This is a genomic window from Kitasatospora sp. NPDC004723 (assembly GCF_040609255.1).
In the GTDB taxonomy this organism is placed as follows: Bacteria; Actinomycetota; Actinomycetes; order Streptomycetales; family Streptomycetaceae; genus Kitasatospora.
Genome location: NZ_JBEXJT010000014.1, coordinates 1 through 24,864, shown reverse-complemented (window position 1 = coordinate 24,864; position 24,864 = coordinate 1). Strand labels below are relative to the sequence as shown.

The 24,864-nt window shown below is 73.4% G+C and carries 23 protein-coding genes; 9 read left to right on the top strand and 14 right to left on the bottom strand.

Annotated elements, in window-relative coordinates:
• Positions 1–3: 3 nt before the first annotated feature.
• The 4 genes from ABZW10_RS16555 to ABZW10_RS16540 all read right to left on the bottom strand — a co-directional run bounded on the left by ABZW10_RS16555 (position 4) and on the right by ABZW10_RS16540 (position 3,299).
• The gene (locus tag ABZW10_RS16555) at positions 4–1,260 is read right to left on the bottom strand and encodes a histidine kinase (protein ID WP_355365332.1); all 1,257 of its coding nucleotides are present in this window, start codon (positions 1,258–1,260) and stop codon (positions 4–6) included.
• Positions 1,261–1,291: 31 nt separating this feature from the next.
• Entirely contained in the window at positions 1,292–1,849 is a 558-nt protein-coding gene (locus ABZW10_RS16550; protein ID WP_355365330.1) for a hypothetical protein, read from the bottom strand.
• Positions 1,850–2,151: 302 nt separating this feature from the next.
• Positions 2,152–2,787, bottom strand: coding sequence for a 4'-phosphopantetheinyl transferase superfamily protein (locus tag ABZW10_RS16545; protein WP_355365328.1), 636 nt, complete (start codon positions 2,785–2,787; stop codon positions 2,152–2,154).
• Between the two features lie 254 nt (positions 2,788–3,041).
• Positions 3,042–3,299, bottom strand: a complete 258-nt coding sequence (locus ABZW10_RS16540; protein WP_355365325.1) for a hypothetical protein — start codon at positions 3,297–3,299, stop codon at positions 3,042–3,044.
• Positions 3,300–3,429: 130 nt separating this feature from the next.
• Here ABZW10_RS16540 and ABZW10_RS16535 point away from each other — a divergent pair, with 130 nt between their 5' ends.
• A complete protein-coding gene (locus ABZW10_RS16535; protein ID WP_355365322.1) occupies positions 3,430–3,912 on the top strand; it encodes a cysteine/serine endopeptidase inhibitor in 483 nt (160 codons plus the stop codon).
• A gap of 268 nt (positions 3,913–4,180) precedes the next feature.
• Positions 4,181–5,554 carry an FAD-binding oxidoreductase gene (locus ABZW10_RS16530; RefSeq protein ID WP_355365319.1) on the top strand — a complete coding sequence of 458 codons (1,374 nt, stop codon included), beginning with the start codon at positions 4,181–4,183 and terminating at the stop codon, positions 5,552–5,554.
• Between the two features lie 55 nt (positions 5,555–5,609).
• Here the strand turns inward: ABZW10_RS16530 and ABZW10_RS16525 are convergent, their stop codons facing one another.
• Positions 5,610–8,000 (bottom strand): excinuclease ABC subunit UvrA, encoded by a 2,391-nt coding sequence (locus ABZW10_RS16525; RefSeq protein WP_355365316.1) that lies wholly within the window; start codon positions 7,998–8,000, stop codon positions 5,610–5,612.
• 157 nt (positions 8,001–8,157) lie between these two features.
• Between ABZW10_RS16525 and ABZW10_RS16520 the strand changes: the two genes are divergently transcribed.
• The 3 genes from ABZW10_RS16520 (at position 8,158) to ABZW10_RS16510 (ending at position 10,329) form a co-directional block, all read left to right on the top strand.
• Positions 8,158–9,150, top strand: coding sequence for a DUF6528 family protein (locus ABZW10_RS16520; RefSeq protein ID WP_355365313.1), 993 nt, complete (start codon positions 8,158–8,160; stop codon positions 9,148–9,150).
• A gap of 259 nt (positions 9,151–9,409) precedes the next feature.
• Entirely contained in the window at positions 9,410–9,715 is a 306-nt protein-coding gene (locus ABZW10_RS16515; protein WP_355365310.1) for a hypothetical protein, read from the top strand.
• Positions 9,712–10,329, top strand: coding sequence for a thioesterase family protein (locus tag ABZW10_RS16510; protein ID WP_355365307.1), 618 nt, complete (start codon positions 9,712–9,714; stop codon positions 10,327–10,329). The genes ABZW10_RS16515 and ABZW10_RS16510 overlap by 4 nt, the downstream gene beginning before the upstream one ends.
• A 259-nt stretch (positions 10,330–10,588) precedes the next feature.
• Here the strand turns inward: ABZW10_RS16510 and ABZW10_RS16505 are convergent, their stop codons facing one another.
• The gene (locus ABZW10_RS16505) at positions 10,589–11,533 is read right to left on the bottom strand and encodes an ROK family protein (protein ID WP_355365304.1); all 945 of its coding nucleotides are present in this window, start codon (positions 11,531–11,533) and stop codon (positions 10,589–10,591) included.
• Between the two features lie 233 nt (positions 11,534–11,766).
• Here ABZW10_RS16505 and ABZW10_RS16500 point away from each other — a divergent pair, with 233 nt between their 5' ends.
• Positions 11,767–14,070: a transglycosylase domain-containing protein gene (locus ABZW10_RS16500; protein ID WP_355365301.1), complete on the top strand. Its 2,304-nt coding sequence runs from the start codon at positions 11,767–11,769 to the stop codon at positions 14,068–14,070.
• 85 nt (positions 14,071–14,155) lie between these two features.
• On the opposite strand, the gene ABZW10_RS16495 is transcribed toward ABZW10_RS16500, so the two are convergent.
• From ABZW10_RS16495 to ABZW10_RS16480, 4 genes are all read right to left on the bottom strand, one after another.
• Positions 14,156–14,593: a hypothetical protein gene (locus ABZW10_RS16495; protein WP_355365298.1), complete on the bottom strand. Its 438-nt coding sequence runs from the start codon at positions 14,591–14,593 to the stop codon at positions 14,156–14,158.
• Complete coding sequence (locus tag ABZW10_RS16490; RefSeq protein ID WP_355365295.1) at positions 14,590–15,027, bottom strand: hypothetical protein; 438 nt, start codon at positions 15,025–15,027, stop codon at positions 14,590–14,592. Before ABZW10_RS16490 ends, ABZW10_RS16495 begins: the two co-directional genes overlap by 4 nt.
• 274 nt (positions 15,028–15,301) lie before the next feature.
• Positions 15,302–16,063, bottom strand: coding sequence for an ABC transporter permease (locus ABZW10_RS16485; protein ID WP_355365292.1), 762 nt, complete (start codon positions 16,061–16,063; stop codon positions 15,302–15,304).
• On the bottom strand, positions 16,053–16,985 hold the full coding sequence (locus ABZW10_RS16480; protein WP_355365289.1) for an ATP-binding cassette domain-containing protein: 933 nt from the start codon (positions 16,983–16,985) through the stop codon (positions 16,053–16,055). Before ABZW10_RS16480 ends, ABZW10_RS16485 begins: the two co-directional genes overlap by 11 nt.
• Before the next feature lie 166 nt (positions 16,986–17,151).
• On the opposite strand from ABZW10_RS16480, the gene ABZW10_RS16475 reads away from it, so the two are divergent.
• On the top strand, positions 17,152–18,426 hold the full coding sequence (locus ABZW10_RS16475; protein WP_355365286.1) for a histidine kinase: 1,275 nt from the start codon (positions 17,152–17,154) through the stop codon (positions 18,424–18,426).
• 112 nt (positions 18,427–18,538) lie between these two features.
• Positions 18,539–19,213 carry a response regulator transcription factor gene (locus ABZW10_RS16470; protein ID WP_355365283.1) on the top strand — a complete coding sequence of 225 codons (675 nt, stop codon included), beginning with the start codon at positions 18,539–18,541 and terminating at the stop codon, positions 19,211–19,213.
• Between the two features lie 115 nt (positions 19,214–19,328).
• Here ABZW10_RS16470 and ABZW10_RS16465 read toward each other — a convergent pair whose 3' ends face one another.
• Together ABZW10_RS16465 and ABZW10_RS16460 are read right to left on the bottom strand one after the other, a co-directional pair.
• Entirely contained in the window at positions 19,329–19,772 is a 444-nt protein-coding gene (locus ABZW10_RS16465) for a hypothetical protein (RefSeq protein WP_355365280.1), read from the bottom strand.
• A gap of 203 nt (positions 19,773–19,975) precedes the next feature.
• Positions 19,976–20,596: a DJ-1/PfpI family protein gene (locus ABZW10_RS16460; RefSeq protein WP_355365277.1), complete on the bottom strand. Its 621-nt coding sequence runs from the start codon at positions 20,594–20,596 to the stop codon at positions 19,976–19,978.
• Positions 20,597–20,781: 185 nt separating this feature from the next.
• Between ABZW10_RS16460 and ABZW10_RS16455 the strand changes: the two genes are divergently transcribed.
• Positions 20,782–21,240: a nitroreductase family deazaflavin-dependent oxidoreductase gene (locus tag ABZW10_RS16455; protein WP_355365274.1), complete on the top strand. Its 459-nt coding sequence runs from the start codon at positions 20,782–20,784 to the stop codon at positions 21,238–21,240.
• Between the two features lie 44 nt (positions 21,241–21,284).
• Here the strand turns inward: ABZW10_RS16455 and ABZW10_RS16450 are convergent, their stop codons facing one another.
• Positions 21,285–22,559, bottom strand: coding sequence for a cytochrome P450 (locus ABZW10_RS16450; RefSeq protein ID WP_355365643.1), 1,275 nt, complete (start codon positions 22,557–22,559; stop codon positions 21,285–21,287).
• Positions 22,560–22,773: 214 nt separating this feature from the next.
• The coding region (locus tag ABZW10_RS16445) for a M28 family peptidase (protein ID WP_355365271.1) at positions 22,774–24,864 on the bottom strand (2,091 nt) is incomplete at its 5' end.

The window sequence follows — 24,864 nt, the reverse complement described above, 5'->3', positions numbered from 1 at the left end:
GTGTCACCGCGGTACCGGTGCCGGACCGGCCGCCGTGGACACCGGCAGTGCCGCCGCCACCCGGAACCCGGGCCCGTACGGGGCCGCGCTCAGCAGCCCGCCGTACAGCGCCACCCGCTCGCGCAGCCCCAGCAGCCCGTGCCCGGTCGACAGCTCCCGGCCCTCCTCGCGCTCCCCGTCCGGCGGGCGCCCCGCACCGTCGTCCACCACCTCGATGAGCAGCGCCCGGTCCCAGGTGATCCGCACGACCGCGCGGGTCCCCGGGCCGGCGTGCTTGGTGATGTTGGTGGCGGCCTCCTGGACCAGGCGGTAGGCCGTCTGACCGACGCTGTCGTCGACCCGCAGCGGCGTGCCCCGGATCTCCAGCGCGATCCGGACGCCGGCCTTGCGGACGTCCGCCAGCAGCTGCTCCAGATCGCCCAGCCCGTGGCTGTAGCCGTCCTCGGTGGCCGCGTCCGAGCCGCGCAGCAGCCGCAGCATGTGCCGCAGCTCGGCCATCGTCGACCGGCCGAGGTCCTCGATGTGCGCGAACGCCTCGGAGCAGGCCGGGTCCTCCAGCGCCGTGGCCCGGGCCGTCTCCGCCCGCATGACGATCACCGCGACGGCGTTCGCGACGATGTCGTGCAGCTCCCGCGCGATCCGCACCCGCTCCTGGGTCACCCGCAACCGTGCCTCGGCGACCTCCTGCCGGTGCCGCTCCGCCTCCGTCCTGGTCGCCAGGCTCCACCGGGCGAACCCCCACACCACCAGCGTCACCGGGGCGTAGAACGCGATGTTCGCGACCAGGACGGGGGTGGTCCGCGGGCCCTCGTAATCGCCGATCGTCTCGGCGATCGCCATCCCCATCGGGATCAGGCTCGCCACCAGGACACCCAGCGCCACCGGCCGCCGGTACTGCGCGGCCACCGTGTAGAGGGCGATCAGCAGGCCGAAGCACGGGGTGTAGTCGATGGTGTTCGCCCACGACAGCAGGTCGGAGGTGACCGCGATGACCCACACGGTGGCGAACACCGCCAGCGGTCGGCGGCGCCGCACCACCAGTGCCAGCACCTCGGCGAGGGCGAGCAGCAGCATCCACATCCGCTGCTGCCAGTCCGCCCACGGGGCGATCAACGTGCCGAAGTAGAACAGCTCCGGAATGACCGCCGCCACGGCCAGCGCGGTGTCCTGCAGCCACACCGACCGCAGCCACCGCGCCGCCCCCTGCCGCCGCGCCCGGCCCTGTACCTGCACCTGTGCCTGCGCCTGCCCCTGCGCCACCGCCGCCGCCACCATCACGCCACCGCCGCCATCAGTCCGCTGCCGTCTGCGGCGCCTTGCAGCAGAGCCGGCTGCTGCAACAGGTGCCTCCCGCGTAGCCGCCGGCACTCCCCGCGACCCCGACGGTGGACTCGGGAGCCCCGAGCCACCAGGTGTCCGGAGGACCGTCCTTCTCCGGCGGTACCACCCGGAACCCCAGCTCGGCGTACGTCGCCCACTGGTCACCGTGGTTGCGCAGCAGGGCGTCCGCCAACTGCGCCCGGGTGACCTGCACGGCCGCCACCGCGAACGGCTCGGCCCAGACCAGCGTCAGCACCGCCGCCGCCGTGGTGATCCCGTCCCCGTCGAGCGCCGCCACACTGACGCCGCCGACCGGAACCTCCACGGCCCCGTCCCCCGGCGAGCGCGATATCCGGGCGACGAATCTCCGCCACGGGTTGGCCAGCGCCTCGACCGGATCCGGCACCAGCACGGTCGCCGTACTGGTCAGCAGCCCGTGCCCCAGCAGATCGCCGGCCGAGCCACCGTCCTCCTTCGTGTGCACGGTGACCGCCAGCGCGGGAACCTCGCTCACAGAATGGCTACTCATAGTGACACCTCGTGATCATCTCCGCCCGCACTCCAGCCCTGCGGGCGACGTACCACCACCCTCCCTCCAGCGTTGTCCCAGGAGCATGAGTCTCCGGCCCCACCTCTGCCCCGACCTGCGGACTCCCGCTTCCGCCCCCATGTGGTGATGCTCCGTCATGACATTTGTCACGGGCCTCCCATGGGAATGCTCACTACCCTCGGTGAGTGCGCGCACTTCTGTCCCCCCGGGGCCGCTGACAGGCTGAACCGCATGACCGAGCGCCTCCCCACCCTCACCGGCCGCGGGCTGAACACGGCCCGCTACCGCAGGACGGTGATGGCGGTGGCGAGGTGGCCGTTGTGGACGCGCCAGCGGCCGGTGAGGGTGGGGAGGGGGGAGGGGACGAGGAGGGTGGCGGTGAAGGTGCCGGTGGGGTGGAGGGTGAGGTCGGCCTCGGAGAAGTCGAGGAAGCGCTGGGTGAGGGGGAACCAGGTCTTGTAGACGGATTCCTTGGCGCTGAAGAGGATGCGGTCCCAGGGGGTGTCGGGGTGGGCGGTGGTGAGGGCGGCGTCGCGCTGCTGTTCGGCGGGCAGGGCGATGGCGTCGAGCACGCCCTCGGGGAGGGGGAGGGCGGGTTCGGCGTCGATGCCGAGGGAGAGGACGTGCTCGGCGCGGGCGACGGCGGCGGCGCGGAAGCCGGCGCAGTGGGTGAGGGAGCCGACGACGCCGTCGGGCCAGCCGGGGGCGCCGCGCAGGCCGGGGAGGAGCGGGCGGTAGGGGACCCCGAGGCGGGTGAGGGCGAGCCGGGCGCAGTGGCGCACGGTGGTGAACTCGCGGCGGCGGGACTCGACGGCGCGCGCGACGGCCGCCTGCTCCTCGGGTTCGAGGCGGGCCTCGGGCGGGTCGGAGTAGGCGGTCTCGACGACGACGGCTTCGGGCAGGAGTTCGCTGATCACTGTTCCCCCGGACAGGACGGACGACGGGTGGCGGACGCCACGAGCCTTCCGGAGGATAGCGCGCCGATCGGCTGACTGATCGGCTGATTGATCGGCTGTTCGAAGGCGGCGGCGGCCTCCCGCAGCGCACGGGCGACGGTCTCGGGGTCGTCGGGGGCGGGGTCGCCGGGCAGGTAGGTGACGGCCCGCAGGGCGCCGCTGTAGCGGAAGGAGCCTGTCCGGGCGGGCCCTTCGAGGTCCGGGGCCGGGGTTCGTCAGGCTCCCAGCAGGCGGGCGAAGTCCAGGCCGAGCCCGCCGAGCACGGGCAGCGCGCCGAGGTCGGTGACGGCGCCGACCGGGATGCTGTAACCCTGGTTGACCTCCCGGACCTCCGGGGCGGCGGCGACCGGTCCGGCAAGGGCTCCGGTGAGCGCGGCGGTGAGGACGACGAGCAGGGCGAGGGTGCGCACGGGGGCCTCCGAGGGCGTGGGAGCGGGTGCCCTGCTGAACGCGCGGGGGAGTGGTGCGGTCACGTATCGTCCCCCCTTCGGTCGTGCGGGTAAAGATTCTCGGATTGTGTTCATGACAACATGTCATATGTCTGTACCATGCGTTCCGATCCCGCCTACCGTCCTTCCCATCGACCCGACTGGGAGGGCCCACATGCGCGTTGCCCCGAAGCTGCGGATCCTGGCCGGCGTTCCGCTGGCCGCCGCCGCGATCGTCGCCCTGAGCGCCGGAACCGCGAGTGCCGCGATACCGATCAACAAACCCATGACCGGCAAGGCCACCTACTACAACGACGCCGGCTACGGCGCCTGCGGCACCCAGATCAATGCCGCCACCCAACTGCTCGTCGCCGTCTCGCACACCTGGTGGACCACCGCCAACCCCAACAACGACCCGGTCTGCCAGGGGATCTCGGTCAAGGTCAGCTACCAGGGCAAGACCCTCACCGTCCCCGTCAAGGACCAGTGTCCGTCCTGCGACTCCACCCACATCGACCTCAGTCAGCCCGCCTTCGCCAGGCTCGCGCCCCTCGGCCAGGGCGTGATCAACGGCCTGACCTGGCAGTTCGTCAAGACCGGTCTGGCCGGCCGGACCATCCCGATCGGCGAGCCCGTCACCGCCTCCACCCTCGGCTGACGCCCGCCCCGCGACGCCCTGCCCGTCCCCGCCGCGACGGTCGGCGGGGGCGGGCGGAACCGGCCCCGCGCACCCGGCGCCACAGGACCGGCGAAGGGGTGGACGGCCGGCGAGGTCCTCGAACGGCCGCCGGCCTGACAGGCTGCCTGGGCCGGGGCGCGGATTCTTCCAGGCTGTCGGTGGTTCCCGAACGGCACGCGGGCGTACCGTCCCGGGAAACGATCAACGCGAGTGGAGGTCGGGGTCCGTGGGATCCGGTGGCAGGGGTGTGAACGGCGGGGTGTCCTTCTGGTGGGGCCGGCTCGGGCTGCCCGAACCGAGGCCGGCGCTGCCCGGCGACCGGGAGGTCGACGTCTGCGTGGTCGGCGGCGGCTACACCGGCCTCTGGACGGCGTACCACCTCAAGAAGGCCGACCCCGGACTGCGGATCGCCGTGCTGGAACAGCGCTTCTGCGGCTACGGCGCCTCCGGACGCAACGGCGGCTGGCTCTACAACGGCTTCGCCGGTCGCGGCGCCTTCGCCCGCCGTCACGGCCGGGCCGGCGCCGCCGCGATGCAGCGGGTGATGGACGCGGCGGTCGGCGAGGTCGCCGACACCCTGGACGCCGAGGGCATCGACGCCGACCTGGTGCGCGGCGGCGTCCTGGAGGTCGCCCGCACCCCCGCCCAACTGGCCCGGCTGCGCGAGTTCGCCGAGACCGAACGCAGCTACGGACCCGACCGCGTCCACGAGTTGAGCGCCGGCGAGACCGCCGAACGGCTGCGCGTCGCCGGCACCCTCGGTGGGGTCTGGAGCCCGTACGGCGCCCGCGTCCAGCCCGCCAAGCTCGCCGCCGGCCTCGCGGCGACGGTCGAGCGGCTGGGCGTCGAGCTGTACGAGAGCACCCCGGTGACCGGGATCCGCGGCGGCCGCAAGCCCCGGGCGGTCACCCCGTACGGCACCGTCACCGCCCGCTACGTGCTGCGCGCCACCGAGGGGTTCACCTCGGGCCTCGCCGGGGAGCGCCGCACCTGGCTGCCGATGAACTCGGCGATGATCGCCACCGAGCCGCTGCCGCCGTCCTTCTGGGCCGAGGCCGGCTGGGAGGGACGCGAGGTGCTCGGCGACTTCGCCCACGCCTACATGTACGCCCAGCGCACCGCCGACGACCGGATCGCCCTCGGCGGACGCGGCGTCCCCTACCGCTTCGGCTCCCGGACCGACACCGACGGCGCCACCCAGCCCGCCACCATCCGCCAACTCCGCGAGATCCTGCACGAGTTCTTCCCAGCCGCCCGTACCGCCCGGATCGAGCACGCCTGGGCCGGGGTGCTCGGCGTGCCCCGCGACTGGTGCGCCACCGTCGACCTGGACCACCGCACCGGCCTCGGCTGGGCCGGCGGCTACGTCGGCAGCGGCGTGACCACCACCAACCTCGCCGGCCGCACCCTGCGCGACCTCGTCCTCGGCCACGACACCGAACTCACCCGGCTGCCCTGGGTCGGCCACACCGTCCGCCGCTGGGAGCCCGAACCCCTGCGCTGGCTCGGCGTGCACGCCCTCTACGCCGCCTACCACACCGCGGACCGCCAGGAGGCCGCCCGCCGCCGCGCCACCACCTCCCCCCTCGCCCGCCTCGCCGACACCATCGCCGGGCGGTAGACGCAGAAGCCCCGGGCCGGCGGGCAGAACCGGCCGGCCCGGGGAACGGAGGCACTCAGGCGCCGACGTACTCCGCCAGATGCCGGCCGGTGAGGGTCGAGCGGGCGGCGACCAACTCGGCCGGCGTGCCCTCGAAGACGACGCGGCCGCCGTCGTGGCCGGCGCCGGGGCCCAGGTCGATGATCCAGTCGGCGTGCGCCATGACGGCCTGGTGGTGCTCGACCACGATGACGGACTTGCCCGAGTCGACCAGGCGGTCCAGCAGAGCGAGGAGCTGCTCGACATCGGCCAGGTGCAGGCCGGTGGTCGGCTCGTCCAGGACGTAGATCCCGCCCTTGTCGCCCATGTGGGTGGCCAGCTTGAGGCGCTGCCGCTCGCCGCCGGAGAGGGTGGTCAGCGGCTGGCCGAGGCTGACGTAACCGAGGCCGACGTCGACCAGGCGGGTCAGGATGCGGTGGGCGGCGGGCGTGCGGGCCTCGCCGGCGGCGAAGAACGCCTCCGCCTCGGTCACCGGCATCGCCAGCACCTCGCTGATGTCCCGGCCGCCGAAGCGGTACTCCAGCACCGAGGCGTCGAAGCGCCGGCCCTCGCAGTCCTCGCAGGTGGTGGCCACGCCGGCCATCATCGCCAGGTCCGTGTAGACGACGCCCGCGCCGTTGCAGGTCGGGCAGGCGCCCTCGGAGTTGGCGCTGAACAGGGCCGGCTTCACGCCGTTCGCCTTGGCGAACGCCTTGCGGATCGGCTCCAGCAGACCGGTGTAGGTGGCCGGGTTGCTGCGCCGCGAGCCGCGGATCTGGCTCTGGTCGACGGACACCACGCCCTCCCCGGCCGGGATCGAGCCGTGCACCAGCGAGCTCTTGCCGGAGCCGGCCACGCCGGTGACCGCGACCAGCACGCCGAGCGGGATGTCCACGTCGACGTCCCGCAGGTTGTGCGCGCGGGCGCCGCGGACCGCCAGCTTGCCGGTGGGTGTGCGCACCGCCTTCTTCACCGAGGCCCGGTCGTCCAGGTGCCGGCCGGTGACCGTGCCCGCCGAGCGCAGGCCCTCCAGCGCGCCCTCGTAACAGATCGTGCCGCCCGCCGAGCCCGCACCCGGGCCGAGGTCCACCACGTGGTCGGCGATCGCGATCACCTCGGGCTTGTGCTCCACCACCAGCACCGTGTTGCCCTTGTCCCGCAGCTGCCGCAGCAGGCCGTTCATCCGCTGGATGTCGTGCGGGTGCAGACCGGTGCTGGGCTCGTCGAAGACATAGGTGACGTCGGTGAGCGAGGAGCCGAGGTGGCGGATCATCTTCACCCGCTGCGCCTCGCCGCCCGACAGGGTGCCGGCCGGCCGCTCCAGCGAGAGGTAGCCGAGGCCGATCCCGACGAAGGAGTCCAGCGTCTGCCGCAGCGCGGCGAGCAGCGGCGCCACCGAGGGCTCGTCGAGGCCGCGCACCCACGCGGCGAGGTCGCTGATCTGCATCCGGCAGGCGTCGGCGATGCCGACCCCGCCGATCTTGGACGAACGGGCGGCCTCGGTCAGCCGGGTGCCGTCGCACTCGGGACAGGAGGCGAAGGTCACCGCGCGGTCGACGAACGCCCGGATGTGCGGCTGCATCGCCTCCCGGTCCTTGGACAGGATGGACTTCTGGACCTTCGGGATCAGCCCCTCGTAGCTGACGTTGATGCCGCCGATCTTCACCTTGGTCGGCTCGCGGTGCAGGAAGTCCCGCAGCTCCCGCTCGCTGTAGTCGCGGATCGGCTTGTCCGGGTCGAGGAAGCCGGAGCCGCTGAAGACCCGCGTCATCCAGCCGTCCCCGGTGTAGCCGGGCACGGTGATCGCGCCCTCGGCGAGCGACTTGGTGTCGTCGTAGAGCTGGGCGAGGTCGATGTCGGAGATCGAACCCCGGCCCTCGCAGCGCGGGCACATGCCACCGGTGATGGTGAAGCTGCGCCGCTCCTTGACCGTCCGGCCGCCGCGCTCCACGGTGACCGCGCCCGCGCCGCTGATCGAGGCGACGTTGAAGGAGAACGCCTTGGCCGAGCCGATGTGCGGCCGGCCGAGCCGGCTGAACAGGATCCGCAGCATCGCGTTGGCGTCGGTCGCGGTGCCCACGGTGGAGCGCGGATCCGCGCCCAACCGCCGCTGGTCGACGATGATCGCGGTGGTCAGGCCGTCCAGCACGTCCACGTCCGGCCGGGCCACCGACGGCATGAAGCCCTGGACGAACGCGCTGTAGGTCTCGTTGATCAGCCGCTGCGACTCCGCCGCGACCGTGTCGAACACCAGGGAGCTCTTGCCCGAGCCGGAGACGCCCGTGAACACCGTCAGCCGGCGCTTGGGTATCTCGATGCTGACGTCCTTGAGGTTGTTCTCGCGCGCGCCGTGCACACGGATCAGGTCGTGGGTGTCCGCCGCGTGCGGCTCCGGTGCCTGCGCGCCGTTCCTGGTGCCCGTGCTCATCGTCTCTCCGGTTCCTCTCGCCGTGCCCGCAGCTTCCGATCTAACCAGCCGGGTACGACAAGCGGGGGGCTTACGCCGGTCGGATGCCGCGCGCTGGCGGCCGGCGGGCCCGCACCGCACGGTGGTTGCGGGGGACGGACGACGGGAGGTGCCGGCGGTGTCGAAGCGGGCACGGCTGTGGCGGACGACGGCCGGCCTGGCGGCCCTGGCCGTGGGCGCCGGCGCGGTGCCGGCGACGGCCGCCGGGGTGCGGCCGGGGTGGGCGGTGGCCGTGGTGGACCAGGCCTCGCGGCGGGTGCTGGTGGTGCAGAGCGCGGACGAGCTGATGGCCTACCGCGGCCCGGACCGGCAGCCGGTGGTCTGGTCGTGGTCCGCGGACACCGCCGGCGACCTCGACGACCTCGACCCGCACCGCAGCTGGGGGGCGCCGGACGAGGCCAAGAGCCGGGTGCGGGACGGCCGCCGGTACCTGCTGGTCACCGCCTCCGGCGGGCTGGCCGCCGTCGTCGACACCGCGACCGGCGCCACCGCGTGGGCCACGGACACCGGAGAGCACGCCAACCCGCACAGCGCCGAACTCCTCCCCGACGGCAACGTCGCCGTCGCCGCCTCCACCGGCGGCTGGGTGCGGCTGTACGCCGCCTCCCTCGGCCCGCGCACCACCGCGCACGCCGAGTACCGGCTGCCGGGCGCGCACGGGGTGCACTGGGACGGGCGCGCCGGGCTGCTCTGGGCACTCGGCGACGACACCCTCACCGCACTGCGGGTGGGCGGTACCGCGGCCGCGCCGCTGCTCGGCGTCGAACGCGCGGTGCCGCTGCCCGAGCCGGGCGGCCACGACCTGTCGCCGGTGCTCGCCGAGCCCGGCCGGCTCTGGGTGAGCACCGGGGAGCACCTGTGGCGCTTCGACCCGACGGCGGACCGCTTCACCCGGATCCGGCTGGGCGGCGAGGAGGCCGAGCGGGACATCAAGAGCGTGGGCGACGAACCCGGCACCGGGCGGCTGCTCACCACCGCCCCGGACCACGCCGGCCCCTGCACCTGGTGCACCTCGGTGCTGACCCTGCACCGCCCCGACGGCAGCCGCAGTCTGCCCGGCACGCACCTCTACAAGGCGCGCTGGTGGACCAGTTGGGGGATCGGGCGATGACCCGGTGGGTCGGTGGCAGGACCGGGGGGAGGGGCGGCGGGAGGGGCGGGGGACGGGACCGGCCGGGCTGGCATTCGGAGGATGCGGCTGATTTTATGCAACGCCAAACTACTCCAATAGTGGTCAGTTTCCGCTCTGGTTCCGTATACCTCCCGGTAGCGCCCCGGGCTGGGATAGCGTCCATGGCGCCGGGGGAAACCGAGCCCGCTCAGCGGGTCCGCACCATCCAGAAATGCCCTACCCATTCAGGGAGAGAACTGTGCGCAATTTCGTTTCGGAATCACGGTCGGAGACCGTGGACGAGCTGCGGCTCGCACTGGAATCGCTCGCGGCCTTCCCGGCCCGCCACGCCGCGGGCGGGGCCGAGGTCGCCAACCGCCTCTCGGCGGTGGCCGATCTGTGCCGGGCGGTCGACGGCGTGCTCGACAGCCTGGTCGTCGAAGCCGCCGCCGAAGCGGCCGAGGAAGGCTGGACCGCGGCCCGGATGGCGTCCGAACACGCCGTCTACTACGCGCGGTTGCGCCGGGCGCTGCTGCTCACCGGTTCCACGGCAGAGCAGCGGTGAACGCGGCAGCCACCCAGGCGGTGGACGTCGACGCACCCCTGGTGGACGTCGACGCACACGTGGTGGTCTGTCCCACCCGGTGGAGCGACGTCGACGAGAACGGGCACATCAACAACGCCCGGCTGGTCTCCTACGTTCAGGAGGGAATTTACGACCTGTGCTGCCACCACCCGGTCGCCGTCCGGGAATCCCTATTCCCGTCCGGATTCCTGATCGCCCGGCACGAGATCGATTATCTGGAGCAGCTGTACCACCGGCCGGAACCGTTGCTGGTGCGGCTGACGGTCGCCCGACTGGGGCGCAGTTCCGCGCACGTGGTGGTCAAGGTGTGTCGTGACGCGAACACGTTCATGCGGGCGCGGACGGTCGTGGTCGCCAGGGATGCGGTCTCCGGCCGCTCCCGCACGCTCAGCCCGTCGGAGCGACGGTTCCTCTCCGGGTTCCTCGCCGACGACGCGGCTCCGGTGGTACCGCCCCGGGTGGCGTTCGCCGCGCCCCGTGGGTCGTTGTCCGCGGCGTCCTCCGGGCACCACCCGGCCCGTCGGCGCCCGTCGAACCCCGCTGCCCTCACCAGGGGCGTTCCGGTGATTCCGGACGGGCGTCGCGTCCGCTGACCCCCGCCGCGACCCCGATCGATGAGCGGCAGGATCCTGCTGGGGCAGGATCCTGCTTGGTTGTGCGGGCGGCGAACGAGGGCGAGCGCGAGGGCGAGCACGAGCGCGAGGGCGGGAACGGGGACGGGGACGGGGCGGACCTGGGGGCGCACTGGGGGCGGAGCCGTCGGAGGCTGAACCCGGCGGCAGTGGCGGGGAATTCGGACGTGGATCAGGTGCCGTCGGCCACCGGCCGGCCGGACCGGGGTGCCCGGGCCGGTCAGCGGCAGAGCGCGGCAGCGCCGATCAGTCCGGCGTCGGTGCCGAGTCTGGCGCGGCGCACGTCCAGCCCGCGGACGTAGGGCAGCGCGGCGTAGCGGTCCAGATGGCGGGCGAGCGGCTCGAACAGGACCGGGCCGGCCGTCGCCACCCCGCCGCCGATCACCACCCGCCGCAGGTCGACCAGGGCGGCGGTGGCGGCGATCCCGGCGGCCAGTGCCCTGGCGGCCCGGTCGAAGGCGGCCAGCGCCACCGGGTGCCCGGCCAGCGCGTCCTCGGCCACCGCGCGCGCCGAGCGGTCGTCCCCGGTGGGCCGCCAGCCCCCGGCCAGGGCCCGGCGGGCGATCGCGGTGCCGCCGGCGATGCCTTCCAGGCAGCCGCGTGAGCCGCACGGGCACGGTTCGCCGTCCAGGTCGACGGTGATGTGGCCGAGGTGGCCGGCGTTGCCGCTGGGGCCGGGGCGCACGGCCCCGTCCAGCACCAGGCCCGCGCCGACCCCGGTGGAGACCACCAGGCACAGCGCGTTGTCGGCGCCGCGGGCCGCGCCGCGCCAGTGCTCGGCGGCGGCCATCGCCACCCCGTCGCCGGCCAGCGACACCGGGCGGGCGCCGACGGCGGGATGGGCGGCGACCTCGGCGGTGAGCGGGAACTCCCGCCAGCCGGGGATGTTGACCGGGCTGACCGTGCCGCGGGCGAGGTCCACCGGTCCGGCGCTGCCGATGCCGACGGCGGTGACCCCGGCCCAGCGCGGTGCGGCCGCCAGGTGGTCCAGCACCCGGTGCACCACGGCCAGCACCTTGCTGCCCGACTCCTGTGCCGGGGTGGGAAGTCGGACGCGGTCGGCGAGCGTTCCGGCGGAGTCGACGAGCGCCCCGGCGATCTTGGTGCCGCCGATGTCGACGGCGGCGAACAGCGGGCCGGCGGCAGTGGGCGAGGGTGCGGTCATGGCGGGTGGCTCCGGGCGGGGGTGAAGGTGCGGGCGAGCGGGTCGGACAGGGACAGCAAACAGGATCGGACCGGCGGAGCGCGGCGCGGGGCCGCCGGCCCGTCGGCCCGAACCGGGGGCCGGGGCAGCCGGAAGCGGCCCGGATGTGCCCTTTTGGGCTGTTCCTGCCCGAACCGGAGCGGAAATTCGCGTATGCGTGCAACGATTCGCAACCTCCACGACATCCAGGAAGTATGGAATCGAATCTTCTCCCGACCGAGGACCGGGCCGACGGCGAAGCAACCGGACCTTCCCGGAAGTCGCCGCTCCGGTACGTCCGCCACAGCGCGACGTTCCTGGGCGTCAGCGTGGTGTCCGGTGTGCTGCTCGCGGGCATGGCCCTGCCCGCCGCCGGCGCGCTCGGGCTGACCGCCAAGAGCACGGCCGAGGGGTTCGACGACATCCCGGACGACTTCAAGACCCCGCCGCTCACCCAGGCGACCCAGGTCTTCGACGCCAAGGGCGGGCTGATCGCCAAGGTCTACGAGCGCGACCGCACCGTCATCGCCGCCGAGCAGATGTCGCCGTACATGCGGCAGGCGCAGGTCGACATCGAGGACGCCCGCTTCTACGAGCACGGCGCCGTCGACCTCAAGGGCGTGCTGCGCGCGATCAGCAAGAACGCGGAGAGCGGCACCGCCTCCGAGGGTGCCTCGACGCTGACCCAGCAGTACGTGAAGAACGTCAACATCGAGAAGGCGGGCGACGACCAGGACGCCGTCCGGGAGGCGATGCGCAAGACCCTGGGCCGCAAGATCCAGGAGCTGAAGGTCTCGATCAAGCTGGAGGAGGACCTGACCAAGGAGCAGATCCTCACCAACTACCTCAACATCACGTACTACGGGAACGGCGCCTACGGCGTGGAGGCCGCCTCCCAGCGCTACTTCAGCAAGTCCGACAAGGACCTCACCGTCGCCGAGGCCGCCACCCTGGCCGGCCTGGTGCAGAACCCCTCGCAGTACGACCCGAAGGCGCACCCGCAGGCCGCGCTGAACCGCCGCAACACCGTGATCGACAAGATGCTGGAGAACAAGCACATCACGGAGGAGCAGGCCAAGGAGGCCAAGGCCGCCCCGCTGGGCCTGAAGTACAAGGACCCGCAGCGGGGCTGCATCACCGCCCAGGCGGGCATGGGCTTCTTCTGCGACTACATCCGGCACGTGGTCAAGCAGGACCCGGTGTTCGGCGCCACCGCGGCCGAGCGCAAGAAGTTCTGGGACCAGGGCGGTCTGAACATCTACACCACCCTCGACCCGGAGAAGCAGGCCGCCGCCCAGAACGCGGTGAGCTCCAACGTCCGGGTCACCGACAGCGTCTCGGCCGCCGCCACCATGGTCGAACCGGGCACCGGCAAGATCCTGGCGATGGCCCAGACCCGCCCGTACGGCCTGGAGCCGGCCAAGAACCAGACCGTCGTCAACCTCAACGTGGACGCGGCGATGGGCGGCGGCAACGGCTTCCAGCCGGGCTCCACCTTCAAGCCGGTGGTCGCGGCCGCGGCCATGGAGGCGGGGCTGTCGTCGACCCAGGAGTACTCCTCGCCGAACAAGATGGACTACCCGACGATGAAGACCTGCGACGGCACCTGGAAGAACACCGGCAAGCCCAAGGTGGCGGTGCCCAACGAGTCCGCGAGCGAGAAGGGGCCGTACCAGCTGAAGCAGGCGATGGCCCTCTCGGTCAACACCTACTTCGTGCAGATGGAGGAGGAGATCGGCCTCTGCGCGGTCAAGCAGATGGCCAACAAGCTCGGCATCACCTCCCGGGCCAGCGGAAAGGCGCTGGACGAGGTCCCCGCGATGGCCCTGGGCGTCGAGGAGGTGAGCCCGCTGACCATGGCGAACGTCTACGCGACCTTCGCCGCCGGTGGCAAGTACTGCGCCCCGGTCGCCGTCAACAAGATCACCACCGTCGGCGGCACGGACGTCAACGTCCCGCCCGCGCGCTGCGACCGGGCCTTCTCGGAGAACACCGCCCGGGTGCTGAACACCATCCTGAACGGGGTGACCGAGAGCGGCGGCACCGGTTCGGCGCTCAGTCTGGAGGGCGACCGGCAGATCGCCGGCAAGACCGGCACCTCCGACCACAAGAAGGCCGCCTGGTTCAGCGGCTACACCCCGCAGCTCGCCACCTCGGTCTGGCTCGGCGGCCCCGCCGGGGGTGTGGAGATGCGCAACATCACCATCAACGGCAAGTACCACACCGAGGTGTTCGGCGCGGACGGGCCCGGCCCGATCTGGCGCGACGCCATGAACCAGGCGCTGCGGGGCGCGCCCAAGCAGTCGATGCCGATGGCGGACATCCCCGACCCGGCGCCCAGGCCGGACCCGGGCGCCACCCCGGGCGCCACGGGCTCGCCGACCGGTGCCGCGTCCGGTGCGCCCTCCGGTGCCCCGTCCGGCGGCCGGGCCGCGACGCCGAACGGCGGCAGGTCCAAGGCGCCGTCGGGCGGCAAGTCCACCGCACCGACCGGCGAACCGTCGACCGACCAGGACTGACGGCCGGTCGCCGTACGCCGACGCCCCCCGTCCGTCCCGGGCGGGGGGCGTCCGCGACGCGGCGGCGGCGCCGCGTCGCGGCAGGCTAGAGCGGACCCCAGCGGTAGAGGGCGGAGCCCCAGGTGGCGGTGTGCACGAAGGACGTCGAGAAGGTGTTCATCTTGACGTAGTAGCCGCTCTGCCCGACGGGCTGGAGCTTGGTGTCGATCTGGTAGACCAGCGAGAGCGGGTAGACGCAGAGCGACCAGTCGTAGTCGCCGTCGTTCACCCGGATGTCCTCGCCGGGCGCGCTGCCGCCCGGGCTGTTGAGGGTCCAGGAGTACGTTCCGGCGTCCAGGTGCAGCCGCCGGTAGGTGCACTTCTGGGGCGGGGTCACCGGGGCGGGCAGCGGTCCCACCTGCCCGAAGTCGGTGATGAACTCGTGCTCGGTGACGGCGTTGGCGGGGACGACCGCCGGGCCGGCCAGCAGGCCCAGCGCGAGGGCCGGCAGGGCGAGGATGCGGGTGATCGCGCGCGACTTCACTTGAGCGGCCCCCAGTTGTAGAGCATGGACTCCCAGTAGTAGGTGTACGTACGGGAGATGTCGAACGAGGTCTGGCGCTCCCAGTACGCTCCGCCGCCCACCTTGCTGAGACGGGTGAACGCGCCCCACATGGTGGCGCGCGGGAACACGCAGATGCTCCAGGTGTAGTCGCCGTCCTGGACCTGGATGTCCTCGCTGGGGGCGTAGCCGCCCGGGGTGCTGAGGGTCCAGGCGTAGGTGCCGGGGTTCAGGTGCAGCTGGCGGGTGGTGCACTGCTGGGGTGGGGTCACGGGGGCGGGCAGTGGTACCAGTTGGCCGTAGCCGGTGAGGAACTCGTGCTCGTAGGCGGCGTTGGCCGGGCCCACCGCCACCCCCGTCACCAGGGCGAGGACGAGGGTCGGTAGGGCGAGGAGCCAGGTGAGTCTTCGCAGCATGCGTGCCTCCGGTCGGCCGGACGCCGCGGGGGCCCGGCGGTGGGGGTCCAGTGGTCTACGCCAATTCTGGTGGCCGGGAGCGTCGCTGCCCATCCCAGAACCCTGGGGGGCGGGCGGTCCGCTCCGCCGTTCCCCCAGCCGTTCGCCAGGGCGGTGAGCGCGCAGGCGCGGACGGCGGCGAGCAACTGCTCGTGCTCGGTGCAACCGCCCGCGCGAGGCCGCAGGCCGCTTCCACCGGAGGGTGGGAGCGGCCTGCCGCGTCGGCGGCCGTGGGTCAGGTGTCGCGGCTGCGCAGCGTGAGATGGCCGGCCAGCAGGGCCGCCGCCGCCCAGGCGGCGACGACCAGCAGGGCCGTCACCGGGCTGAGGGCCGGATCGCCCTTCATGGCCTGGGCGCCGGCGTGTTCGGGCAGATAGCGGGCCACCGTGCGCAGCGCCGGGATGACGCTGGCCACCGGAGAGAGCACGAAGACGAACGTGAACGACAGCGAGAGCGCCAGCGCCGTACTGCGCAGCATCATCGCGAGGCCCAGCGCGAACAGGCACATCAGGGTCAGGTAGAGGCAGGCCCCGAGCACGGCGCGCAGCGCCCCGGGGTGGCTCAGCCCGATGCCGTGCGGGCCCAGCGCCGCCTGGGCGGCGAAGAAGGAGAGGAGTGCGGTCGGCACGGCCACCAGCAGGGCCACCGCGGCGGCGGCGACGATCTTGGAGAGGTAGAAGAGGCCGCGGTGGGGCACCGCGGCCAGCGAGGTGCGGATCATGCCGCTGCCGTACTCGGTGCAGACCAGCAGGACCGCGAAGGAGATCATCGCCAGCTGGCCCATCTCGATGCCGACGAATCCGGCCTCCACCGGATCGAAGTCGGCGAGGAGCGGGTCGTTGCCGCTGTCGATCGCCGAGCGGGCCGAGGCGCCGTTCAGGATGCCGATCCCGATGCTGACGACCGGGGTGATGAGCAGGGGGACGACCGTCGACCGGACCGTCCTGATCTTGGTGAGTTCGGCCTGGACCACGGCCGTCGCCGCGTTAGAGGACATGACGGTTCCCTCCCGTGAAGGCTTCGCTCCGGTACTCGGCGGCGTCGCCGGTGAGCCGGAGGAAGGCGTCCTCCAGCGAGGCCGTCCGGGTGGCCAGCTCCCCGAGGACGAGCCCGGCCTCGGCCGCGATCCGACCCACCTGCTCCGTTCCGGTGCCGTCGACGACCACGGTGCCGGGCTCCTCCTGGCAGGCCGTCAGCCCGGCGTGGTCCAGGACGCCCAGCAGCCGGTCCGGCTCCGAGGTGCGGACCAGGACCCGGGGCCGGCAGTTGTCGGCGATGAAGTCGTCCGTGCTGGTGTCGGCGAGCAGCCTGCCGCGCCCGATCACCACCAGGTGCTCGGCGGTGATCGCCATCTCGCTCATCAGGTGACTGGACACCAGGACCGTGCGGCCCTCGCCGGCCAGCCCCTGGAGCAGCGTGCGGATCCAGCGCACGCCCTCCGGGTCGAGGCCGTTGACCGGTTCGTCCAGCAGCAGCACCTCCGGGTCGCCGAGCAGGGCCGCGGCGATGCCCAGCCGCTGGCCCATGCCGAGCGAGAAGCCGCCGGTCCGCCGGGAGGAGACGGACTCCAGGCCCACCATGGCGAGCACCTCGTGGACCCGGGCGCGGCCGATCCGGTTGGTCCGGGCGAGCCACAACAGGTGGTTGTACGCGGTGCGGCTGTTCTGCAGCGCCTTGGCCTCCAGCAGCGCGCCGACGTGCCGCAGGGGCTCGTACAGCTCGTGGTAGGCCTTCCCGTGGTAGCGGACGTCGCCCTCGTCGGGGCGCTCCAGGCCGAGCATCATCCGCATGGTGGTGGACTTGCCGGCCCCGTTCGGGCCCAGGAAGCCGGTCACGCGGCCGGGCCGGACCGTGAAGGTGAGCCCGTCGATCGCGACGGTGTCGCGATAGCGCTTGGTCAGTTGCCGTAGTTCGATCACGACGGCAGGCTGCCGTGCGGCGGTGCCGCGGCACATCGGCCGGCGCTCCGAGTCACGGCCTCCACCGGGAGGCGGAGACGGCGGGCTCCACCGCCGCCGTCTCCTACCACGGTCGGTCATTCCCGGGGCCGAGGCGCAGGCCCGTTCGGGCGGATACGGTGGGCGCATGGCCCGACTCCCCCCTCCCTGGCGGACGCTGTACCGCGACGGCGCTGTCCGCCCGCTGAGCCGAGGCGAGTTGGCGACCGCCGACGGCCTGGTGGCGGTGGCGCTGACGGCGCTCTTCCTGGCCCTGCCGGGGCCGGCGTGGAGTTCCCACGGCGGATGGTCGGTCCGGCTCGCCCTCGCGGCCGCGATGGGACTGCCGCTGGTCCTGCGCCGGGCCCGCCCGGCGGCGGTCTGCGCCGTGGTCACGGCTGCCTCGGTGGTGGCCTCGGCGGCCGGTACCGTCCGGGAGCCGTTCCTCGGGGTGGCCTTCGCGCTCTACCAGGTGGCCGTCACCAGTCCGGTCCGGCGGGTGCCCACCCCCGCGATCGGCGCGGTGAGCGGCGGTGTGCTGCTGCTGCTCCTGGTCTCGGGCGTTCCGAGCGGTGGTGGGCAGGACTTCGTGCTCCACCTGGCGGGCCTGGCCGTGGCCGGGATGGCCTGGGTGCTGGGCCGTGCGGTCCGCGAACGGCGCGCGCACGCCGCCCGATCGGCCCGGCGGGTTGCCGTGGAGGCCGTGGCGGAGGAACGGCTGCGGATCGCCCGGGAGTTGCACGACATCGTGGCGCACCACGTGGGGGTGATCGCGGTGAAGGCCGGGGTGGCCAATCACCTCCTGGCCACCCACCCGGAGGGGGCGGGCGACGCGCTGCGGGTGATCGAGACCTCCAGCCGCTCGGCGCTGAGCGAGATGCGGCAGATGCTCAGCGTCCTGCGGGCCGGCGAGTCCGGACCGGAGGCCGACGGCCTGGACGGACTGCGGCCGGCGCCCGGGCTCGCCGCGCTTCCCGAGCTGGTGGCCGGTGCCACCGCGGCCGGGCTCACCGCCGACCTGCGCACCGAGGGAACCGCCGACCTGCCGCAGGGTGTGCAGAGTTCGGCGTACCGGGTGGTGCAGGAGGCCCTGACCAACGTGCTCAAGCACGCCGGGCCGACCCGCTGCCGGGTCGAGCTGGTCGCCGACGGGCGGGAGCTGCGGATCGAGGTGACCGACGAGGGCGCCGCCGCGGTCCGCGGTGCCCGGCGCTCCGGCCGCGGCGGCGGGCACCCGGCCCGGCACGGGAGCGACGAGGCGGCCGGGCACCGGAGTGGCCACGGCCACGGTCTGATCGGCATGCGGGAACGGGTGGAGCTGTTCGGCGGACGCTTCGAGGCCGGGCCGCTGGCCGGCGGCGGCTTCGCCGTCCGGGCCGACCTGCCCTACCGTGCCCTGGTGCCGGTGGGGCAGGAGCCCTGACCAGGACCGGCGCTCCGGACCGCCCGGGTCCGGAGCGCGCCGGACCGGCCGGACGGCTGCGCTGCCCATCGCCCCGCGGCCGGGGTGGAACGACGATCGTGTGGAGGACCGTGTGACCGAGCCCGTCCGTGTCCTGGTGGTGGACGACCAGGCGCTGCTGCGCGGCAGCTTCCGGATGCTGATCGACGCCGAACCCGGCCTGACCGCGGTCGGCGAGGCATCGGACGGGGCCGCCGCGATCGCGCTGGTCGCCGAGCAGCGGCCCGACGTGGTGCTGATGGACGTGCGGATGCCCGGAACGGACGGCATCGAGGCCACCCGGACGATCTGTGAGCGGCACCCGGGCGTGCGCGTCCTGATGCTCACCATGTTCGACCTGGACGCGCACGTCTTCGCGGCGTTGCGGGCCGGAGCCGTCGGCTTCCTGCTCAAGGACATCCCGCCGGCCGACCTGCTGCACGCGATCCGGGTGGTGGCCGCGGGGGAGAGCCTGCTCTCGCCGAGCGTCACCCGGCGGCTGATCTCGGAGTTCTGCCGGCATCCGGCCACCGAACCGGCCGGTCCGCCGCCCGCGCTGGACGGTCTGACCGGCCGGGAGCGGCAGGTGCTCCAACTGGTGGGCGCCGGGCGGTCCAATGCGGAGATCGCGCAGGAACTGCACGTCTCCGCGGCGACGGTGAAGACGCACCTGGGTCATCTGCTGGACAAGCTGGACGCCCGGGACCGGGTCCAGCTGGTGATCATCGGCTACGAGAGCGGCCTGCTCACCCCGCGCCACCGGGTCTGACCGGTCCGCGCCGCGTCCCGGACGGCACGTCAGCGCCGTTCCACGGGAGATCCGGTGGGCACGGGGGCGCTCGGAGGAAGCCTCCCGGCGCCCCGGGCGCGCTCGTCCCCGCGGGTCAGCCGCCGTTGCCGAAGGTGCCGCGGGGGCCCGCCGGTTCGGCGCAGGACCGGCAGACGACGCGCGAGTAGACGGCCGCCGGGCCGCGGATCACCGCCTCGACGCCGCCGTACAGCGACTTCGTCCCCGCCGGGCCGCCGCAGATGTGGCAGCTGCGCAGGGCCTGCGCCCTGGTGTAGCAGTCCCAGCAGACCAGCCGGTCCGCCGCCTCCGCCAGGATGGCGGTCGGCTGCGGGGCGGCGAGGTGGTCGCAGTGGCGCAGGGTGCCGTCCGCCTCGGCGCGGAGCATCACCGCCCGGGTCTCGTGGAACCACGGCGCGGCGCGGTCGGGTGTGGTCCGGACGGGGGCGGGGCGTCCCGAGGCGATGAGCAGGCGTTCGGCGTGATCGCCCGCGGCCCTGATCTGGTCGGTGACGGCGAGGCCGGCGGGGTCGTCGCTCATGGGCACGTCCTTGTGCGAACGGTGGGGCTTGCGGGACAGCGGTCGGGGGGAGCGGCGCGTGTGACGCGGCCGCCGCTCCCGGTCTCCCACTGTTCCACCCGCCGCCCGCGTTACGCCTCCTCGGCGGGAGAGGTGTGGGCGTGCGCCCGGGGCGCGCGCTCCCGCTGCGCGCCGTAGGGGCGCAACAGCGGGTCCGGCGGCGCCTAGCCGAGTTCCTGCGCGCGGGCGAGCACCTCGGCCGGGGCCTTCTCCACCGAGCCGGTGTCGAAGGGGGGCTGCGGGTCGTACTCGGTGCAGAGCTGGATCGCCTGGGCGGTGACCTCGTCCGTGAGCAGGGCGGCCAGCCGGACGGCCATGTCGATGCCGGAGGAGACCCCGGCCGCGGTGATCAGCCGGTCGTGGCGGACCACCCGGTCGGCGGTGTAGACGGCGCCGTGGGACTCCAGTTCGGCGGTCGCCGCCCAGTGCGTGGTCGCGGTCAGGCCCTTCAGCAGACCGGCCGCGCCCAGCACCACGGAACCGGTGCAGACCGAGGTGGTGAACCGGGTGCCGGCGTGGATCCGGCGCACCCAGTCGAGGAAGGCGGGATCGGCGAGCATGGGCCGGATGCCGCCCCCGCCCGGGATCAGCAGGACGTCGCAGCGCTCCACCTCGGAGTACGCGGTCGGGACCTGCACCGGCAGCGCGCCGAACGTGTCCCGCACCAGGCCGGGTTCGGCGGTGACGAAACGGACGGTGGCACCGGGCACGAGCGCGAGAATCTCGTAGGGTCCGATCGCGTCGAGCGGTTCGAAGCCCTCGAAGAGCGGGATCACGATGTCCATGCTCCGCAGCATAGCGACCGACCGGTCGGGCCCGTCCGTCAGCCGTCGAGCAGGACGCGGCGCCCGACGTCGCCGCCGCTGGCTGCAGTGACCACCGCGACCTGCACGGACACCGGAACGGGTGCGGCACCGGCGCTTTGCCGTCACACTTGAGGCAGTCCGCTCACGATGATGGAGTGAAGGTCATGCCGCTTGAGGGCGAGTACGAGCCGAGTCCGGCGCAGTGGGTGCGCGAGCAGGTCGAGCTGTACGAGAGTTCGGGCGGAACCCGGGGCACGACGCTGCGGGACACCGGCCTGCCGGTCGTCATCGTCACGATGCGCGGCGCGAAGAGCGGCAGGATCCACAAGGTCCCGGTGATGCGCGTGGAGCACGGGGGGCGGTACGCGGCGGTGGCCTCGAAGGGCGGCTTCCCGAGCCACCCGGACTGGTACTTCAGCGTCAAGGCCAACCCGGGGGTGGAGCTCCAGGACGGCCCGGAACGCCGGGACATGACGGCCCGTGAGATCACCGGGGACGAGCGGGACGAGTGGTGGCGGCGCGCGGTCGCCGCGTACCCGCCGTACGCCGAGTACCAGGAGAAGACCGACCGCGTGATCCCGGTCTTCGTCCTCGAACCCGGGCACCCGGCCGGCCCGGCGTAGCCCCGCCGCCGGCGAGGGCCCCGTCGGTGTCCCTGCTGTGCTGCTCAGCCGCCGGCGGCTGCCGTCAGGACCGCCGGGGTCGGGCCGTCGGGGCGGACGGTGATGCCCCAGACGGCGCCCGCCGGGGTGCTCCGGAAGTCCACCGTGTGGGCGGGGAGCAGGAGTTCGAGCAGGGCGGTGGACTCGCGGAGGGCGAACTGGGTGCCCAGGCAGGCGCGGGCGCCCAGGCCGAAGGGGAAGTAGGCGCCGAGGTGGGCGGGGCGGGTTCCGCCCGGAGTGAAGCGGGTGGGGTCGAAGCGCTCGGGGTCGGGCCACAGGGCCGGGTCGCGGTGGGTGAGGTAGGGGCAGACCAGCAGGTCGGTGCCGGCCTCGACGTGGTGGCCGGCGAGGGTGTCGTCGGTGAGCGCGTGCCGGGGGAGGATCCACGCGGACGGGTAGAGCCGCAGTGTCTCGCTGACCAGCGCCTGCACCGCCTCGCGCCGCTCGGGCGAGCCCTCCGGGCCGGCGGCGAGGGCCCACATCCGGGCGTCGGGATGGGCGTCGAGCAGCAGGTACAGCCAGGTGAGGGTGGTGGCGGTGGTCTCGTGGCCGGCGACGAGCAGGGTGACGAGCTCGTCGCGGATCAGCCGGTCGGTGTACTCGGGGTGGTGCTCGGCGGCGTCGAGCAGGTCGCGCAGCACCCCGGGGCCGTCGGGGCCGTCCTCGCGGCGGCGGGCGGCGTCGACGGCGGCGTGGGCGACGGCGTCGATCCGGGCCAGGTCGCCGGCGACGGCGTCGTGGGCCCGTGCGCCGTCGGGCAGTTGGGGGAGGGCGGCGACGACGACGGGGATGCGGTCGAGTTCGCGCTCGGTGGCGGCGTCCAGCGGGTGGCCGGTGAGCGCGCGCCAGATGGTGTCGAGGGCGAAGTGGCGCATCTGCTCGCCGATGTCGACGCGCTCCCCGCTCTGCGCGTACCCGGCCCAGCGGTCGGCGGTGCGGCGGGCCGCGGCGGCGATCCGCTGCTCGTAGCGGCGCATCCCTGGGCCGGTGAACTGGGCCTGTAGCATGCGCCGTTGGCGCTTCCAGGCGTCGCCGCTCGCTGAGAGCACGCCGTCCCCGGCGAGCATCCGGGCGCGGTGCGAGCGCTTGACGTAGCGCTCGGGGTGCCGGCCGAGCACGTGCTGGACGGCCTCGGGGTCGGTGACCAGGACGGTGGGCCGCGGGCCGATCCGGAACGCGGCGACGCCGCCGAGCCGCTGCCGGGTGCGGGTCAGCAGCTCGATCAGCTCGGCCTCCTCGGCGCGCCACCGGGCGACCTCCGCCGGCGCCAGCTCGGGCATGGGCGCTGCGGGCGATGAGCCGGGGTTCGCGGTCGTGGTCACAGCAGCTCTCCTCGGTCGGCGACGGACGGCCCGCGCCGACTCTACGTCAGCCGCCGTGCTCCCGCCGCGCTCCCGCCGAACCGCCGCCCGAACGTGCGGCGGTGCCGCGGCCCGTCCCCCTCGACGAACCGCGGCACCGCCCTTATCCCGTCCCGGAGACGATCCGGTCCGCTCAGATCGCCTGCCAGAGGGCCGGGACGATGTTGGGCTCCCAGCCCACCTGGGCCGTGTGGCCCTGGAGGCACCGGTAGCTCACGCCGTTCCAGGTGACGACGTCACCCGCCTGGTACGTGGTGCCCGGGGTCCAGGTGCCGCCACCGGGGCCCGGGTCGGAGGTGACCACCAGCGAGTAGCTGCTGGTGTGGGAGACCGAACCGGTGCCGGTCACGGTCAGGTTGTACGTCCCGTTCGGGACCGACGAGCCGACCGCGATGCTGAGCGTCGCGGAGCCGCCGGACTGCACCGAGGACGGGCTGACCGAGGCGGTCACCCCGGCCGGCGCGCCGGAGACGGCGAGGTTCACCGTCTGGGCGGAGCCGGAGGTGGTCTGGGTGCTCACCGTGGCGGTGGTGGAAGCGCCCGGCTTGACGTTGCCGGTGGCGGGGTTGACCGAGACCGAGAAGTCGTTGCCCGGGTTCGGGCCGCCGCCGACCGAGGTCTTCCAGAGGGTGTAGGCGACGCCGTCGGCGCTGCGGTCCAGCACGGTGGCGTTGATGTTGCTGGTGGTGTCGCACGACGAGTGGTAGCAGGAGTCGTACGCGCGGCCCGCCGTGCCGCCCCACTTCGCGGCCTGGGCCGAGGTCTTGGTGGCGCTGGCGCCCGCCGCGTAGCCCGAGGTCGGGATGCCGGCGGACTGGAACGAGGCGTCGTCCGAGCGGCCCTGGCCCTCGACGTTCTCCTCCGGCTGGAGGTTCAGCGAGTCCCAGTACGCCTTCATCGGCGCCGAGGTGGTGGAGTTGACGTTGTTGATGAAGTAGCCGGCGTTGGGCGAGCCGACCATGTCGAAGTTGTAGTAGCCCTTGATGGCGCTGCGCTGGGCGGAGCTGAGCTGGCTCACGTAGTACTGCGAGCCCTGAAGGCCCTGCTCCTCGCCGGTCCACCAGGCGAACCGCACGTGGCGGGTCAGGGTCGGGTTCTGCTGGGCGAGGACGAGCGCGTTCTCCAGCAGGACGGCCGAACCGGAGCCGTTGTCGTTGATGCCCGGGCCGGCGCTGACGCCGTCCAGGTGCGCGCCGAACATGGTGACCTGGTCGGACGGGCCGCCGGGCCAGTCGGCGATCAGGTTGTTGGCGGTGTAGCTGCAGGTGCCGCAGGTCTGCTCGCTGACCTGGTAGCCGGCCGCCTGGAGCTTGGCCTTCACGTAGGCCAGCGACTGGCTGTACCCGCTGGTGCCGGTGCGCCGGTTGCCGCCGTTCTGCGAGGCGATGCTGTTGAGCTGGGCCAGGTGCGCCTGGACGTTGGTGACGCTGATGTCGGGCGCGCTGCCGCCGGGGTTGCCGCCGCCGACCGTCAGCGTGTACTGCGCGGTGTGGGTGGCCTGGCCGGTGGCGGTGACCGTGATGACGTAGCTGCCCGGCGCGGTGGTCGCGCTGGTGGAGACGGTCATCGTGGCGGAGGCGCCGGTCTGCACCGAGGACGGGCTGAAGCTGACGCTCGCGCCGCTCGGGGCGCCGGAGGCGGTCAGGTTGACGCTCTGGGCGCTGCCCTGGGTCACCTGGGTGCCGACCGTCGCGGTGGCCGAGGAGCCGGGCTGGACCTGGCCGGAGCCCGGGTTCAGCGCGAGGGAGAAGTCGCTGACCTGGCCGGTGCAGGTCGGGTCGCCGGTCTGGGCGGGGACGCTGACGGCGTCCCAGGCGGCCTTGGTGCGGTTGAACAGGTTGCAGCTCGGGTCGAGGTTCTTGGCGGCGGTCAGGGTGGTGGTGCGGTAGCGCTTGTAGGTCATGCCGCTGGTCTTGAGCAGCATGCCGCCGTAGAAGATCCGGCCGGCGTCCTTGATGCCGACGCCGGTGACGCTGGAGCTGTTGCAGGTGGGGCTGGTGGGCTTGCCGCCGCCCGGGTTGGAGCCCTCGGCGAGCAGGTAGAACCAGTGGTTGAGCGGGCCGGCGGCCGCGTGCACCTCGGTGCTCGGGATCGAGGCCGAGTAGCAGTTGGGGTTGTTGCTGACCAGTGAGGGGTTGTACATGTTGCGGATCGGGCCGCTGCCGACGAGGTTGATCATCTCGCCGACGAGGTAGTCCGGGCTGTCGTACGGGGCGGGCTGGTT